This window comes from Clostridium zhoujianii (genome assembly GCF_051590805.1).
Lineage (GTDB): Bacteria > Bacillota > Clostridia > Clostridiales > Clostridiaceae > Clostridium.
This window is the reverse complement of sequence record NZ_JBPUTF010000001.1, coordinates 2,002,946-2,020,833: the sequence shown is the minus strand read 5'-3', so window position 1 is coordinate 2,020,833 and position 17,888 is coordinate 2,002,946. Positions and strand designations below refer to the sequence as shown.

General features: G+C 31.3%; 12 protein-coding genes and 1 other annotated feature. Of the genes, 11 read left to right on the top strand and 1 reads right to left on the bottom strand.

Translation table 11 applies throughout. The features are described 5' to 3' along the window. Positions 1 to 13: 13 nt before the first annotated feature. A complete protein-coding gene (locus ACSYT2_RS09495; protein WP_430855038.1) occupies positions 14 to 367 on the bottom strand; it encodes a tetratricopeptide repeat protein in 354 nt (117 codons plus the stop codon). Between the two features lie 375 nt (positions 368 to 742). Here ACSYT2_RS09495 and ACSYT2_RS09490 point away from each other — a divergent pair, with 375 nt between their 5' ends. The 11 genes from ACSYT2_RS09490 (at position 743) to ACSYT2_RS09440 (ending at position 17,801) form a co-directional block, all read left to right on the top strand. Then, complete coding sequence (locus tag ACSYT2_RS09490; RefSeq protein ID WP_438384590.1) at positions 743 to 5,032, top strand: acyl-CoA dehydratase activase-related protein; 4,290 nt, start codon at positions 743 to 745, stop codon at positions 5,030 to 5,032. 53 nt (positions 5,033 to 5,085) lie between these two features. Continuing rightward, the gene (locus tag ACSYT2_RS09485; RefSeq protein WP_430855036.1) at positions 5,086 to 5,205 is read left to right on the top strand and encodes a CPC_1213 family protein; all 120 of its coding nucleotides are present in this window, start codon (positions 5,086 to 5,088) and stop codon (positions 5,203 to 5,205) included. A 181-nt stretch (positions 5,206 to 5,386) separates the two neighbouring features. Further along, entirely contained in the window at positions 5,387 to 6,385 is a 999-nt protein-coding gene (locus ACSYT2_RS09480; protein ID WP_438384589.1) for a phosphodiester glycosidase family protein, read from the top strand. Positions 6,386 to 6,438: 53 nt separating this feature from the next. Next, complete coding sequence (locus tag ACSYT2_RS09475; protein ID WP_438384588.1) at positions 6,439 to 7,470, top strand: hypothetical protein; 1,032 nt, start codon at positions 6,439 to 6,441, stop codon at positions 7,468 to 7,470. 230 nt (positions 7,471 to 7,700) lie between these two features. Continuing rightward, a complete protein-coding gene (locus tag ACSYT2_RS09470) occupies positions 7,701 to 9,050 on the top strand; it encodes a TrkH family potassium uptake protein (RefSeq protein WP_430855033.1) in 1,350 nt (449 codons plus the stop codon). 11 nt (positions 9,051 to 9,061) lie between these two features. Next, the gene (locus ACSYT2_RS09465) at positions 9,062 to 9,730 is read left to right on the top strand and encodes a potassium channel family protein (protein WP_430855032.1); all 669 of its coding nucleotides are present in this window, start codon (positions 9,062 to 9,064) and stop codon (positions 9,728 to 9,730) included. A 91-nt stretch (positions 9,731 to 9,821) separates the two neighbouring features. Next, positions 9,822 to 10,041: a binding site (T-box leader), on the top strand. A gap of 59 nt (positions 10,042 to 10,100) precedes the next feature. Then, a complete protein-coding gene (locus ACSYT2_RS09460) occupies positions 10,101 to 12,743 on the top strand; it encodes a valine--tRNA ligase (RefSeq protein ID WP_430855031.1) in 2,643 nt (880 codons plus the stop codon). A gap of 225 nt (positions 12,744 to 12,968) precedes the next feature. Continuing rightward, a complete protein-coding gene (locus tag ACSYT2_RS09455) occupies positions 12,969 to 14,240 on the top strand; it encodes a dicarboxylate/amino acid:cation symporter (protein WP_438384587.1) in 1,272 nt (423 codons plus the stop codon). Positions 14,241 to 14,411: 171 nt separating this feature from the next. Continuing rightward, positions 14,412 to 15,143, top strand: a complete 732-nt coding sequence (locus ACSYT2_RS09450; RefSeq protein WP_430855029.1) for an ABC transporter ATP-binding protein — start codon at positions 14,412 to 14,414, stop codon at positions 15,141 to 15,143. Continuing rightward, complete coding sequence (locus ACSYT2_RS09445; RefSeq protein ID WP_438384586.1) at positions 15,127 to 16,326, top strand: ABC transporter permease; 1,200 nt, start codon at positions 15,127 to 15,129, stop codon at positions 16,324 to 16,326. The genes ACSYT2_RS09450 and ACSYT2_RS09445 overlap by 17 nt, the downstream gene beginning before the upstream one ends. Positions 16,327 to 16,484: 158 nt before the next feature. Beyond that, positions 16,485 to 17,801 (top strand): bifunctional folylpolyglutamate synthase/dihydrofolate synthase, encoded by a 1,317-nt coding sequence (locus tag ACSYT2_RS09440; protein WP_438384585.1) that lies wholly within the window; start codon positions 16,485 to 16,487, stop codon positions 17,799 to 17,801. Positions 17,802 to 17,888: the final 87 nt, after the last annotated feature.

Here is a 17,888-nt window from a genome sequence, read left to right as displayed (position 1 = left end):
AATAATGGAGTCTTTATTTTTTTACTATTTTTGATGTTATGAGATTAATAGCTTTTTCACAATCACTATCATCATTATTAAGAGCCCATGCAATATTAAAATTAATAAGGGCTTTATTAGTATCTTCCTTCATAGCGTAACAATAACCAAGGTTAAAATAATATTTACTATCCTTTTGTAATTCAAGAGCTTTGTGTAACATAGAAATGGCTTTGTTATAATCCTTTAACTTAATAAAGCAAACACCAGAATTGTAATATGAGCAAGCTTCATTTTCTCTATTTTCCACAGCTTTTGTATAACAATCTATTGCTTTTTCATAATCCTGAGAATTATATAGTTTATTTCCTTCATTAAAAAAATTCATTATAGCCTCCCTAAATTAATAATATAAGGTCTTTAAGATTATTGACACGGCTTTTATAATATATACATTTAATTTTACAATTATTCCTTAAAATTACATAATGAAAGAAAAGTCATATAGGAGGCAATTTTAAAATGAGGTTGCAAGTTATTATCCAGTAATAACTATAATTGACAATTAAAGAATAATATGAGTAAATAAGTATAAATATATAATATAGGAGTAGAAATATTTACATATTATGAATTAGTTTAATAAAAGAAGGATTTAATAAACTTTAAATCCTTCTTAAGTTTATTGTCTATAACTTGAAAATTAGGAAACAAGGGTTATAATATATATGGGGAAAATTTTGGCTAGGTAGGTGTAAGAAAGATGAAAAAATATAGTATGGGGCTAGATGTTGGATCAACTACAGTGAAAGTTGTAATGGTTGATTCTAGTAAAAATATAGTATATAGCGAGTATAGAAGACATTTTTCAGATATAAGAAGTACAATTATAGGGTTAATAAAAGAAAGCTACGAGAGTATAGGGGACGCTAGAGTCACTGTAACTGTTACAGGATCTGGTGGTCTTTCTGTTTCCAAGTGGCTTGATATAGAATTTGTCCAAGAGGTTATTGCATGCACTAAAACTGTTGAGGAGATTGTGCCAGAAACAGATGTAGCTATAGAGCTTGGAGGGGAAGATGCTAAGATTACTTACTTTAAAGGTGGTATCGAGCAAAGAATGAATGGTACTTGTGCAGGTGGGACAGGAGCATTTATTGATCAAATGGCTACTTTATTAAATACAGATGCTGCAGGATTAAATAATTTAGCTAAGAAACATAAAGTTATTTATCCAATTGCATCAAGATGTGGAGTTTTTGCAAAAACTGATGTACAACCATTAATAAATGAAGGAGCAAAAGCAGAAGATATAGCAGCATCAATATTACAAGCAGTTGTAAATCAAACTATTAGTGGACTAGCTTGTGGTAAACCTATTAAAGGTAATGTTGCATTTTTAGGGGGACCATTATATTTTCTATCGGAGTTAAGAGAGAGATTTATACAAACTCTTAATCTAAAAAAAGATCAAGTGATATTTCCTAAAAATCCTCAGTTATTCGTTGCATTAGGAGCTGCTTTACTTGGAAGAGATGGTAAAGTATTAGAGTTAGAAAAATTGGTAAGAAATGTTGAAAAGATAATTGAAATTAAGGATGAAGGAGTAGACAGATTAGAGCCTTTATTTAAGACAGATGAGGACTATAGTAAGTTTAAAGAAAGACATAATAAAGCACAAGCAAAGAGAAAGGATTTAGCAGATTATAGTGGGAAAGCATTCCTTGGAATAGATGCAGGATCAACTACTACTAAGGTTGTATTGATTACTGAAAATGGGGATATAATATATGATTTTTATGGTAGTAATGGAGGAAATCCATTAAAGAAAGTTATAGAAATTCTTAAGGATCTATATTCAAAACTACCAGAATCAGTAGAAATAGCTAATTCAACAGTAACAGGATATGGAGAGGCATTAATTAAAGCAGCACTACATGTTGATATTGGAGAAATAGAAACTATAGCACACTATAAAGCAGCAGATTATTTCTTACCAGGAGTAGACTTTATTTTAGATATTGGTGGACAAGATATGAAGTGCTTAAGAATAAAGAATGGGGTAATTGATTCTATTCTTTTAAATGAAGCTTGTTCATCTGGATGCGGATCATTTATTGAAAGCTTTGGTAAGTCTTTAAATATGGAGGTTAAGGATTTTGCCAAAGAAGCATTAAAGGCTAAGGCACCAGTAGACCTTGGTTCAAGATGTACTGTATTTATGAATTCAAGAGTAAAGCAAGCCCAAAAAGAGGGTGCAGATGTATCAGATATTTCAGCAGGTCTTTCTTATTCAGTAATAAAAAATGCTCTATTTAAGGTTATAAAAATTAGAGATGAAAAGGAAATGGGTGATAAGATTATTGTTCAAGGAGGAACCTTCTATAATGAAGCAGTACTTAGATGTTTTGAACTTATATCTGGAAGGGAAGTTGTAAGACCTGATATTGCAGGACTTATGGGAGCCTTTGGATCAGCTATTATTTCCAAGGAAAGATATGAAGAAGGAAGTACTTCAAACTTATTAAGTAAAGAGAAAATAGATAGCTTTGAAATGGTTTCTGATTTTACTAGGTGTGGACGTTGCGGGAATAACTGTCTATTAACAATAAATAAGTTCTCAACAGATGAGGAATTTATTTCGGGAAATAGATGTGAAAGAGGACTTGGAATAGAGAAAACTAATGCGGAAGTACCTAATCTTTATAAATATAAATTTAAGAGAACCTTTAAGTATATTCCGTTAAAAAAGGAAGAAGCTAAGAGAGGCTCAATAGGAATTCCAAGGGTACTAAATATGTATGAAAACTATCCATTTTGGTTTACATTACTTACGAGCCTTGGGTTTAGAGTAGAGCTTTCACCAGTTTCAAGTAAGGCTTTGTATGAATTAGGAATAGAAACAATTCCCTCAGAGTCAGCTTGTTATCCAGCCAAAATTGTTCATGGACATATAACCTCATTAATTAATAGAGGAATAGATACTATATTCTATCCATGTATCTCTTATGAAAGAATTGAATTTAAGGATGCAAATAATCATTATAATTGTCCAATGGTAACTTCATATCCAGAAGTTATTAAGAATAATATGGATGTTGTCAAGGAGAGAAATATTAAGTTTTTAGAACCATTCTTATCTTTAGAAAATCAAGAGGTTTTAGTTAAAAGAATAGTTGAAGAATTTAGAGACTTTAATGTATCTAAAGATGAAGCAAAAAAAGCAGTAGCAGCAGCCTTTGAAGAGAGAGAAAACTTTGATAAAGACTTAAGAGATAAAGGACAAGAAACCTTAGATTATTTAAAGAGAACAGGAAAGAAAGGAATAGTATTAGCTGGTAGACCTTATCATATTGATCCAGAAATAAATCATGGTATTCCAGATATAATAAATTCCTTTGATATGGCAGTTTTAACAGAGGATTGTATATCACATTTGGGTAATTTAGATAGTCCTCTTAGGGTGGTAGATCAATGGATGTATCATTCAAGATTATATAGAGCAGCAGCATTTGTAGCTAAAGAAGAATCCTTAGAATTAATACAACTTAATTCGTTTGGTTGTGGACTTGATGCTGTAACAACAGATCAAGTTGCAGAAATATTAGCAGCTAAGGGGAAAATCTACACTTGTTTAAAAATTGATGAAGGTAATAATCTAGGAGCAGCTAAAATAAGAATAAGATCATTAAAAGCTGCTATGGAAGAGAGAGAAAGAAATGGTTATGTGCCAGTTGAGGAAGTTATTGAATATAAAAATCCAGTTTTTACAAAGGAAATGAAAAAGAAACATACAATATTAGCACCTCAAATGTCACCTATACATTTTGACATAATTGAAGAGGCTGTTAGATCTTGTGGATATAATTTTGAGGTTTTACCATCAACAGATACTGAGGCGGTAGAAGAAGGCCTAAAGTATGTAAATAATGATGCTTGTTATCCATCTATAATAGTTGTAGGACAACTAATACATGCTTTAAAGTCTGGGAAATACGATGCAAATAATACATCTGTAATAATAACTCAAACTGGAGGTGGATGTAGAGCAACAAATTATGTGGGGTTCTTAAAGAAGGCATTAAAGGAAGCAGGTTTTGGACAAGTACCAATATTATCACTTAATGCAGTTGGTTTAGAAAAGCAGCCAGGATTTAAAATTACCTTAAACCTTATTAAGAAAGCTCTTATGGCATTAATATATGGAGACCTATTTATGAGAGTCCTTTATGCAACGAGACCTTATGAGAAGATAAAGGGTTCAGCAGATGCTTTATATGAAAAATGGAACGAGAGAGCTAAAATTAATGCTAGAAATGGCAGTAAGAGTGAATTTAATAGAAATATAAAAGCTATTGTTGAAGAATTTGACACCTTAGAGCTTTTAGACATTGTTAAGCCTAAAGTTGGCTTAGTGGGAGAAATTCTTGTTAAATTCCATCCAACAGCTAATAATGATGTAGTTAAGATTATAGAATCAGAAGGTGCAGAGGCTGTAATGCCAGACCTTATGGACTTCTTCTTCTACACAGCCTATGATGAAGACTTTAAGTACAAGTATCTTGCAGGAAGTAAGATGAGTAGAAATATTTATATGTGGGTAATAGTGTGGATGGAGACTTATAGAAAGACTATGAAGTCTGCCCTAGATAAATCAAAAAGATTCCATGCTCCTAAGCATATAAAGGAACTTGGAGATTTAGCATCAGAGATACTTTCTCTTGGAAATCAGACAGGAGAAGGGTGGTTCCTAACAGCTGAAATGATAGAACTTATTGAAAGTGGGGCAAGTAATATTATTTGTATGCAACCTTTTGCTTGTCTACCAAATCATGTGACAGGAAAAGGAATGCTAAAACCACTTAAAGAAAAATATCCTGAATCAAATATAGTTGCAGTAGACTATGATCCAGGTTCATCTGAAGTAAATCAGCTTAATAGGATAAAGTTAATGCTTTCAGTTGCATTTAAGAAGAGAGATGAGCATGTAATAGAAATGCCTGCACATAAGGAAGCTAGCGTAACTGATGAGGAATTAGTAACATTGGAATAGTATTTAAGTATAAAACTAAGAAATTGGAACAACCTATATTTGAGGTGATTCTAATGGGTAAAAACAACCACAAGAAAAAGGGAGTAAATCATAATCCTCAAAAAGAAAGTGTTAAAGCTGTCTTTGGAGAGCCTAAGGCTAAGGTTTATGACCCTACAGATTTCAAAATCTAATAGGATTAACTTAGAAGAAAGAGCAATATCAATTTTATTTGATATTGCTCTTTTTATATTGTGCAAAATGGATAAATATATTTGTAAAATAAAAGTAATACTTATGTAACTATTAAGTTGGGAATAAGTGGTTATAATATATTACATAGTTAAATATTGTAAATTTAAAATGGAGGGATTTATGAAACAAGGGAATCGTAAAAAGAAGAAAAAGTTAGAAGTTATTAAAGGAATATTATATATATTTGTATTTTTACTAATAACAACACCAGTTTTATTTTTTTATGGACCATACAAAAACACAAGAAAGGTTTTTATTTCAACACTTCTTGGCACAAGGCATAGATATTTATTAACAGATTTATTTTCAGAGGAAGTCTTAAATAGATTTCAAGGAATTGATGGAAAAGTTGTTGATGAGGAAATTAGTCAGGATTTGGATATGATAAATGTAAAGTATAGGGGGAGCGATGAGATAAAGGAATTTACTATAAATAAGCCTAGATATGATGCTCATATAATTGAAATAAAAAATCCCTTTGCTGTTAAGGTAGCAATGACTAAATATTTAGGTAAAAGGGGCCAGAGGACAAGCGAGATGGCAGAAGAAAATAATGCTATCGTAGCAATAAATGGAGGATCATTTGTTGACAATTCCGCTGAGGGAACATTATATGCAGGTACTGGAGCAGAACCAGGTGGATTTGTAGTAGCTGGTGGAGAGGTCATATATCCTAAAGGTGGTTATGATGAAAATACTATTGAGAATGTTGTGGGAATATCGAAAGATGGAAAATTAGTTGTAGGTGATCATAGTCTCAAGGAACTTAAGAGTAAGTATAATATACAAGAAGCTATGTGCTTTCGAAGACCTAACATTATTATTGATGGAGTTAGGAAAATAAGTAATCCATTAGAAGATGGACTTAATCCAAGAACTGCAATGGGACAAAAAGCAGATGGTACAATAATATTTTTGGTTATAGATGGTAGAAAGGTATCAATGCCAGGAGCTAGTTTATATGATGTTCAAGAAATTATGATGGAGAGAGGTGCAATTAATGCAAGAGCACTGGATGGAGGCTACTCATCAACATTGTATTATGAAGGAGAAGTTATTAATTCTCCAAATGCTTGGGATGGAGAGAGAACAGTTGCTACAGCCTTTTATGTTGAGTAATAGATATAAATGAACAGTTAAGAAATTAAATGAGTATTAGTGAGGATTTATTTATGAGGAAGTATAAAAAAATATTGATTTGGACTACTATAGCAGTAGTATTGCAACAGGTAGTATTTCTATACATAGAAAAGATATATTTAAAGCCAGATAAAGAGTTAAATGTAAAAGAAGTTACAGACCGAGGAAGTAAGGAAGGAAAGTTAGAAGTCAGTATAAGAGAAAGTATAGATGGGATTAAGGTATCATCAACTGGGAGATATATTGCCTATTTAGATAATAATAAGATAAAGGTATTAGATAGTACTGAGGACATAGAGAAAGAAGTTGAAAGCATGGGAGAAGTAGTATTTTATAAGTGGCTTAGTAATGAAGATAGTATACTTATAGTACAGAAAATAAAGGAGAAGAATGGATATTATTTTGAACCTATATCATTTAGTGCTAAAAAAGGTGAGGTACGAGAATTATCTGATTTTGATATGAAGGATGTAAGAATTAAGTTAGAAAATAAATGGGATAAAATAGATAGTGCAGTATTTTCCAATATAACTCATAGTCTTTATATAAAAGTAAAGAAAAGCAGTGGTAAGTCAGATTTGTATTATTCTAATATTATGAATCAGATAGAGAAGGTGAGAAGCAATAAGAATATTGGGGATATGGTAGTACCAGCAACTAGTAGTAAATTAGTTATGGAATTAGACTCTAAAATAACTATATTAGATAGTTCGGGCAATATATTGATTCCCAATACTAAAAAAGCAGCAATATTAGGCTCAGATATAAATGATAATGTATATTTTGGAGAAATAGTAGAAGGGAAGGTTAAAAGAATATTATATTGTGTTTTATCGGAGTCTGAGAGAAAATGGAATGAGTTAAAGCTCTCAGAACCAGTAGAGAAGGAGGATATTCAAGTAGATTATTCTGGTAAAGTATATGTAAATTACAAAAAAGATAATAAGGTGGTAGAGCTCATCTCAGATAAAAGAATTAATTATGAGGGGGAATTTGTCCAAGGTTACTCAAAAGGAATTGTATCTATGAATGGAAATAAACTAATTAAAACCCCTATAGATTAATTATGAATATATAAATAAAAAAAGTTGGTTAAGCCAGCTTTTTTTTCTATGGTATAATTAAAAGAAAGTTTACAAATTGTTCAAATGCTTATTACCATATTCATTATAAGTTATGTTAATATAATGGGAGTAATAAATAGGTCTTTAAGATATAAAAAATCTAAAATTTAAAAATAATAGGGCTCCAACTTAATATGAAGTTGGGGTTTATTATATCCTTAGGGGGAAGTATGCAAAAGCAATGGAGTAGAAGAAAGATTAAATTAAATGAAGTTCAAATATTAGCAATAGGATTTGTTATATTGATTTTTATTGGAGGATTTATACTAAGTTTACCTATATCATCTAGTAGTGGGGAAAGTACTAATTTCCTAGATTCATTATTTACAGCTACCTCTGCTACCTGCGTTACTGGATTAGTCACATTAGATACAGGTACTCATTGGAGTTTATTTGGGCAAGTTATTATAATGTTACTTATAGAAATAGGGGGCTTAGGATTTATGTCCTTTGCAACTTTTATAGCTATTTTATTTGGTAAAAAGATAACATTAAAAAATAGATTGATTATGCAAGAGGCAATGAATACATTTAGTATTCAAGGTCTTGTAAAAATGGTCAAGTATGTTATGGGATTTACATTTGCAATACAAATTGGTGGTGCATTACTGTTATCAACTCAATTAATTCCTGAGTTTGGATTTAAAAAAGGTTTGTTTTATAGTATATTCCATTCTGTATCTAGTTTTTGTAATGCAGGATTTGATCTATTTGGAAATTTTACAAGTTATACGGGTTATTATAATAATGCAGTGATATTACTAACTGTTAGTGCTTTAATTGCTATTGGAGGATTAGGATTTACCGTATTACTTGAAATATACAACTATAAGGGAAAAAAGAAATTATCTCTTCATTCGAAGGTTGTATTATTAATAACAGCAATATTAATAGTTGGAGGAGCAGTATTTATATTATTACTTGAATATAATAATCCGGAAACTTTAGCACCAATGAATCTTAAAGATAAGGTAGTAAATTCAATAGTAGCATCAACAAGTCCTAGAACAGCTGGGGTAAATAGTATTTCAACAGATGGAATGACTATGGCTGGTAAGTTTGTAACCATTCTACTTATGTTTATTGGTGGATCACCAGGATCAACAGCAGGGGGACTTAAGACAACAACTCTTGGAATAATAATATTTACTGTTATTTCAGTTATTAAGGGAAGAGAAGACACAGAGATTTTTGGAAGAAGATTTTCTAAGGAACTTGTATATAAAGCTTTTTCAGTATTATTTATAGGAATGTCATTAGTTATGTTTGTAACTATGGTCCTTTCAATAACAGAGCCAGATGAATCATTTATCTCTCTTTTATATGAATCTACATCTGCATTTGGAACAGTTGGATTGACTACAGGTGTAACTCAAAGATTAAGTGTAGTAGGTAAAATAATAGTTATTATAACAATGTACTTAGGCAGAGTAGGACCACTTACCGTAGTCCTTGCACTAGCTAATAGAAGAAAAAAATCTTGTTATAAATATCCTGAAGGTAAGGTACTAATTGGGTAGGAGGAAAATATATGAAAAAGAAACAGTTTGTAGTAATAGGTCTAGGTAGGTTTGGGACGTCAGTTGCAAAAACATTATATTCCCTAGGAAATGATGTTTTAGCTATAGATAAAGATGAGGATTTAGTTCAAGAAATAGCAGATAGTGTAACTCATGCAGTTCAGATGGATGCTACAGATGAAAATGCTTTAAGAACATTGGGATTAAGAAACTTTGATGTAGGAGTAGTTACTATTGGAGCTAATATTCAATCAAGTATAATGGCAACTTTATTAATAAAGGAGTTTGGGGTTAAGTACATAGTAGCAAAGGGGAATAGTGAGATACATGCAAAGGTACTTACTAAAATAGGTGCAGATAGGGTAGTGTTACCTGAAAAGGATATGGGAGTTAGGGTAGCACATAATTTAGTATCGGCAAGCATTCTTGACTATATAGAGTTATCACCAGAATATAGCATAATGGAGATAAAGGTTTTAGAAGAGTGGGCTAATAAACCATTAAGAGATATAAAATTAAGAAGTAAATATGGAATTAACATAATGGCTATTAAGAAGGAAAATGAAATAAATCTAACTCCTTCGGCAGATGATTTAATCAGTCCTAATGATATAATTGTTGCAATAGGAGCTAGTGAGGAGTTAGGTAAATTAGAAGGATTAATAGTTGAGGTTAAATAGATAGAAGTATGCTCATAGTTCATTTATAAAAAAACAATTAGGCACATTGACAAAAAAAGAATAATAATATATTATGAAAGAAATTAATATTTTAATGGCAGTGAGAAAGAGGAGTAAAGACCCCAAGTATTTTAGAGAGAGGGAATAGGTGTAAGCCCTTATATGTAAGGTTTTGAAGGTAGCTTTTGAGCTTCTTTAGCGAAGTAGTAGTAGCTAAAGACGGTTATCTAAACCGTTATTTAATTAAGAGCCCATAGGCGTTATATGCTAAGGTGGGAATAAAGGTGGTACCGCGAGTCTTCGTCCTTTTTGGACTGAAGGCTCTTTTTTATTGTATAAAATTAATGATCAACATAGAGGAGGAAATAGAATGTTAGAAAACAAAGAACTATCAACTACCTATAATCCTAAAGAATTTGAGGATAGAATTTATCATACATGGGAAGAGAATAAGTATTTTACTCCAGTTGTAGATAAGAGTAAAAAGCCCTATTCAATAGTTATGCCACCACCAAATATAACTGGTAAGCTTCATTTAGGTCATGCACTTGATAATACACTTCAAGATATGCTTATTAGATTTAAGAGAATGCAAGGTTTCTGTACACTATGGTTACCAGGAGAAGACCACGCTTCAATTGCAACAGAGGTTAAGGTCGCAAATGAATTAGCTCAAAAGGGTCTAGATAAAAAAGAAATGGGAAGAGAAGCTTTCTTAGATGAAGTTTGGAAGTGGACTGACGAGTATAGAGAAAAAATAAGAGTTCAATTAAAGAAAATGGGTGTTTCAGCTGATTTTACTAGAGAAGCATTTACAATGGATGACAACTTAGATAAGGCAGTAAAGCATGTGTTTGTTAAGCTTTATAATGAAGGGTTAATATATAGAGGTAATAGAATTACTAACTGGTGTCCTAAGTGTCAAACGGCATTATCAGATGCGGAGATAGAATATGAAGAACAAGATGGATTCTTCTGGCATATAAACTATCCATTAGCTGATGGATCAGGAGCTTTAGAAATTGCAACAACTAGACCAGAGACATTACTTGGAGATACTGCAGTTGCTGTTAATCCAAATGATGAAAGATTTAAGCATTTAATAGGAAAGAATTTAATATTACCATTATGTGATAGAGAGATTCCAATAATAGCAGATGATTATGTTGACATAGAATTTGGAACTGGTGCAGTTAAAATAACACCTGCTCATGATCCGAATGATTACCAAGTTGGTATGAGACATGGATTAAAGCAAATCAGAGTAATGGATGATAAGGGTATAATAAATGAACTAGGCGGTAAGTACCAAGGTTTAGATAGATATGAAGCTAGAAAAGCTATGGTTAAGGATTTAGAGGAACAAGGATTACTTGTTAAAGTTAAACCTCATACCCACAACGTAGGTACACATGATAGATGTAACACTACTGTAGAACCTATAATTTCAAATCAATGGTATGTTAAAATGGAATCATTAGCAAAACCAGCTATAGAAGTTGTTAAGAATAAGAAGACTAAGTTTGTTCCAGAAAGATTTGAAAAGACATATTTCAACTGGATGGAAAATATTCAAGATTGGTGTATTTCGAGACAATTATGGTGGGGACATAGAATCCCAGTTTGGTACTGTAATGAATGTAATGAAATAATAGTTGCAGAAGAAACACCATGTAATTGTCCTAAGTGTTCTTCAGAGAATTTACAACAAGAAAATGATGTTCTTGATACTTGGTTCTCATCTGCATTATGGCCTTTCTCAACTTTAGGGTGGCCAAATAAAACAGATGATTTAGAATACTTCTATCCAACAAGTACTTTAGTTACTGGATATGACATCATATTCTTCTGGGTAGCTAGAATGATATTCTCAGGACTTCATAATATGGATGAAACTCCTTTTGATACAGTATTAATTCATGGTATTATAAGAGATTCAGAAGGTAAGAAAATGAGTAAATCTCTAGGAAATGGTGTAGATCCATTAGAGGTAATAGATACCTATGGAGCTGATGCTTTAAGATTTATGCTTGTAACTGGTAATGCTCCAGGAAATGATATAAGGTATTTCCCAGAAAGAGTTGAATCGGCAAGAAACTTTGCTAATAAGATTTGGAACGCATCAAGATTTGTTATGATGAACCTTGATAAGGAAGTAATGAATAAGTATGTTGATTGTACAGAATACTCGTTAGCAGATAAGTGGATTCTTTCAAAGATGAATACTCTAGTTAAAGAAGTTACAGAAAACATGGATAAGTTTGAGTTAGGTATTGCTCTTCAAAAGGTTTATGATTTCATGTGGACAGAATTCTGCGATTGGTATATAGAATTAGTTAAGCCAGTATTCTATGGTGAAGATGAGAAGGCAAAGGGAATTGTTTATAATGTTTTAAATACTGTATTAGTTACTGGATTAAAATTATTACATCCTGTAATGCCATTTATAACAGAAGAAATCTTCACTCATTTAACTGATGAAGAAACAATTACAACGTCAGCATGGCCTGAATTTAAAGAAAATTTAGTAGATGAAGAAGCTGAAAATGATATGGCATATGTAATTGAAGCAATTAAGGGCTTAAGAAATGTAAGAGCTGAAATGAATGTTCCACCTTCAAGAAAAGCAAAGGTTATTTGCTATATTGGAGAAGAGGCAAAGGCTGCATTTAAAGCAGGTGCTGCATATATGGAAAAACTAGCATCAGCTTCAGAAGTTGAGTTTATAAATGACACTAAAGAAGTTCCTGAAAATGCTGTATCCCTAGTAGTTAAGGGCGGAGAATTATTCATGCCCCTACTTGATCTAGTTGATAAGGAGAAAGAATTAGAAAGATTAAATAAAGAAGTTAAAAAACTTAATAGTGAAATAGAAAGAATAGATAAGAAGTTAGGTAATCAAGGCTTCGTAGCAAAAGCTCCAGCAGCAGTAGTTGATGCTGAGAAAGCTAAGAGAGAAAAGTATGTTGAAATGCTTGAAGCTGTTGAAAGTAGAATAAAGGCTCTTAAGTAGATATAGGAATAAATAATAGGCTTAGATTAGTTTCTAGGTCTATTATTTATGAAAAAATTATTATGTGGAAGTAAGGAATTTGAAAAGATTTTCAATATACATATTGATTTGACAAGGATAATAAAATCTATTATACTTCTATTCGTAGTAAATTACTAGGAATTAAATATTTCCTGAGAAATTAGGGAAATATATAGGTACAGATGATAAGGTGGAGGAATAAGAATGAAGGTTAATATTGAATTAGTGATAGCTATTATTGTAGGATTAATAGCCTTAGGAGGTCTTTATTTTTTAAAGAAGAAGAGGGTTAGCTTTCCAGTTAGAACATTAGTAGCATTAGGACTCGGGATAAGTTTTGGATTTATTTTTAAGGAAAGCGCACTTATAGCTGAACCAATTGGAAAAGCATATATAGCATTAGTTAGGATGGTAGTAATACCACTAGTAATGGTATCATTAATAAGTAGTATTTCAAAGTTAGAAGATACAAATAAGCTAAAAACAATGGGACTTAAAGCATTAACTATATTACTTGGAACAACTGGTATAGCAGGTATTGTAGGAATTGTATTTGGGAACATTTTCAAGGTGGGAGAGGGAATATCCTTTGAGGGTGCAGCAGAATTTGTACAAAAAGATGTACCAGGTTTTGCAGAAGTTTTTAATGACATGTTACCATATAACCCTATAAAAGCTATGGCTGATGGAAAGATAATACCTGTAATAATATTCTCATTATTTATAGCCTTCGCTATTATAATAGAAGAAAAAAGAAATAAGGAAAAGGTTAAACCTTTTAAGGATTTAATTAATTCTCTTAGCACTATATTTATTAGAATTACTAAGCTTATATTAAAGCTTACACCTTATGGGGTATTTGCATTAATGTCATCTGTAGCAGCAAAAAATGGTATAAGTACATTTATGCCGCTTGCAAAGTTTATTATAGCTGTATATGCAGCCTTAGTATTCCAAATACTTGTAGTTCATAGCGGATTAATAGTATTTATAAAGAGGAAGAATCCTTTTAAATTCTTTAAAGCTATATATCCAGCTCAAGTTGTTGCTTTTACAACCCAAAGTAGCTTTGGTACACTACCTGTTACTATTGAAACATTAGAAGAAAATGCTGGCGTATCAAGCAGTATAGCAAGTTTTGTAGCTTCTTTAGGATCAACTATAGGGATGAATGGTTGTGGTGGAGTTTATCCAGCTATGGTTGCTGTATTTGTAGCAAATGTTTTTGGAATTGAACTAACCATGAGTCATTATATATTATTAATAATAACAATAATAATAGGATCTGTAGGCATAGCAGGAGTTCCAGGTGCAGCAACTATGTCCACTACACTTATACTAACCACATTAGGTTTACCTATTGAGGGGTTAGCAATAGTTCTTGGTATAGATGTTATAATAGATATGATGAGAACTATGACTAATGTTACTGGATCTGCAGTAGCAGCTTACTTAGTGGATACAGAAGTTAAATAATTAATATGCAAAATAAGGGCTAGTATTTTGAGACGCTAGTCCTTTTATTTATGAAAGTGATTTTGGATTAATTTGACAGTGAAAATTTCATGTAGTAAGATAATTTTATTATGTAAATATTTAAATTGTATTTTAATAAAACAGATATGGTTTTATTTAGGAGGGGTAGATTTGCTAGAAGTAAAGAACTTAACAAAGAAATTTAAGGATACAACTGTTGTTGATAATATTTCATTTAAAGTTAATCAAGGAGAAATTGTTGGTTTACTTGGAGAAAATGGAGCAGGAAAAACTACAACACTAAGAATGATATCAACTATGCTAAAGATATCAGAAGGTGAAGTTAAGGTAAATGATTATGATGCAGCAAAAGAGCCAGATAAGGTTAGAGGGGAAATAGGAATATTGTTTGGTGGAGATGTAGGTCTTTATGATAGGCTTACAGGAAGAGAAAATATTAGGTATTTTGCTAATTTATTTGGTATGACAGATGATGAAGCAAATAGAAGAATTGATGAATTAGCTGCTGATTTTGGAATGGTTGAATATATAAATAAAAGAGTCGGGAAGTTTTCAAGAGGAATGAAGCAGAAGGTTTCAATTTCTCGTTCTATTGTTCATAATCCTTCTGTAATGTTATTGGACGAGCCAAGTACAGGTCTTGACGTAGGTGCAACGAGAGTAATACATGAATTTATTAGAAAATGTAAGACCGATAATAAAACTATACTATTTTCAAGTCATTCAATGACAGAGGTAGAAAAACTTTGTGATAGAGTTGTTATAATTCATAAGGGTAAGCTAATAGAGGAAGGTACAATCCAGGAACTTAAGAAGAAGTATAACAATGATGATTTAGAAGATGTATTTGTTTCATTAATTGGAGGTGGAAATATTGAATAGTTTTTTTACTGTAATTAAGAAAGAATTAACGGATATAATTAGAGATAGGAAAACCTTAGCTTTTACAATATTATTACCTATTCTTATTTATCCAGTTATGTTTAAGATAATGTCAATTTCAATGAAAAGCTCAGTAGATGATGCAAAAAAAGAAATTAGGGTAGTAATTGAAGGAGACAAGGAATCCTCAATAGCAGGATTATTAAAAGGACAAGAAGCTATTAAAATTGATGAGTTAGATGATCCAAAGGAAGCACTTAAGAGCGGAGATATTCAATTAATAGTCAATATTCCAGAAGGTTTTGATACAGCTTTATTAAATGGTGAAGTTAAGAATATTGAGATATTAATTGATGATGAATCAAATAAATCTACTGCGGCATCAAGTATTGTAAAAGAAATTTATGATTTATATAGTAAGCAGATAGTTGAAGGAAGGTTAGCTAAAGAAGGAATAAATAAAGATATACTTACACCATTTAACCTAGATATAAAATCAGGAGTTAGTAAAGATGGTGAGATTAACTCTATTGGCACATATGTATTAGGGATGCTTCCAAGTATGGTTGTACTATTATTATTATCACCAACAATGGGGCTAGCTGCTGAAATGGGAGCAGGTGAAAAGGAGAAAAATACCTTTGAGCCACTTTTATCTACATCAGGAAATAGAAATTCATTATTATGGGGTAAAATTACGAGTTTATGTATAATAGGAACCATAACCTTAATAGCAAGTATGATTTCCTTATGGATAGCATTTAAGGGATATGTGGCGGACTTATCAGGTGGACAAGAGTTAACTATATCCTTAACAGGTAAGGCAATTGTATTGATCATGATAATATGTATGTTTTTAATAGTTGCTATTTGCGCTATACAAATGTGTATTAGTATATTTGCAAGAAGTACTAAAGAAGCTAATACCTATTTATCAGGTATTTTAATGCCAACAATGTTATTATCATTCGTACCGATGTTTTTAGATGTTAAGAATATGAATGCATTATTTTTCCACTTACCAATAGCAAATTCAGTTTGTTTAATGAAGGAATTTATGGTTGGAATATTTGATACACAACATATATTAATAGTATTAGCTTGGCAAATAGGATATGTAGGACTATCAGTTCTTGCTGCTAAGGTAATGTTCTCTAGAGAAGAAGTAGTATTTAGAAGTTAAGATAGTCAAAAATAATAAATATGGGACTATATAATCTTAGTATGTAAAAAGAGCTTTCATCTATATGAAAGCTCTTTTGCATATTCCACTATTACTTGTTTCTATTTCTTCTTTGTCTTATAATTAGTATAGATTTTACAGAAAGATAGGATGATTATATGAGATATGAAGAAGCAATGGAATATATACATAAAGTTGGGAATTTTGGATCTAACTATGGACTTGAAAGAACGTATAGGATATTAGAAATATTAGATAATCCACAAGAAAAAATAAAGCTAATACATGTTGCTGGAACAAATGGAAAAGGCTCTACTACTGCAATAATTACATCTTTACTTAGGGGAAAAGGTTTTAAGGTAGGAATGTATACATCACCTTTTCTTGAAGAATTTGAGGAGAGAATTCAGATAAATGGACTTAATATACCTAAAGATAAACTTGGAATATTAATGGATAAGTTGAAAGATGCTGTAGATAAAGTTATAGCAGAAGGTTATAGTCATCCAACTGAGTTCGAAGTTATTACTTGTTTGATGTTTTTATATTTTTATGAAGAAAATGTTGATTATGGGGTAATAGAGGTTGGTCTTGGAGGGAGACTAGATTCTACAAATGTTATAAGACCAATTTTAAGTGTTATAACATCTATTAGTTTTGACCATACTAACATTCTTGGGAATACCTTGGGGGAAATAGCAAGTGAAAAAGCAGGTATAATAAAAAGTAATATACCAGTTGTTATTTATCCTCAGGAAGAAGAAGCTTTTAAGGTTATAGAAAAAAAAGCTAAAGAAATGAGCAGTAAACTAGATGTTATAGATAAATCAAAAGGTAGGTTCTTAGGAGTAGTTGATGAAGGTAAGATATATCAACTAGTAGAAATAGAAAGAGAGAGTGGAGTATATAATATAAAACTTCCATTATTGGGAGAACATCAAATCACAAATTTATTAGTAGCTTTGAGAGCTTATGAGTTAATATGTGATATAGAAGGGTTAGAAATAAAAAACGAAGAAATTGCAGATTCAATATATAAAGTTAAGTGGATTGGAAGGCTTGAAATTATGGATAGGAATCCTATGATAGTTATTGATGGAGCCCATAATATTCAAGGAATTAAGATGTTAAAAGAAAATGTAGAAAGGTATTTTAAGTATAAAAATATTTATTTATTATTAGGAATACTAGCAGATAAACAGGTAAAGGATATGATAAAAGTAATTACGCCAATGGCAAAGAGGGTATATGCCCTTACACCACATAGTGATAGAGCTGAATTATGTGAAGATTTAAAGAAAGAAGTAGAAATCTACAATAATAATTGTATAGCCTTGGAAAGTTATGATGAAGCATTAGAGAGGGTCTTACTAGAAGCAGAGGAAGATGATTTAGTATTAATAAGTGGCTCATTATATATGATTGGAGATATGAGAAAAAAAATAAGAGAATTAATAAGTAGATCTGTTAAATAAAAAAGGATACTCATATATCTTGGAAGGTTTTATAGGGAAAGAACTAGGAAACCTGAAAAGATATATGAGTGTCCTTTTAAAAATTAC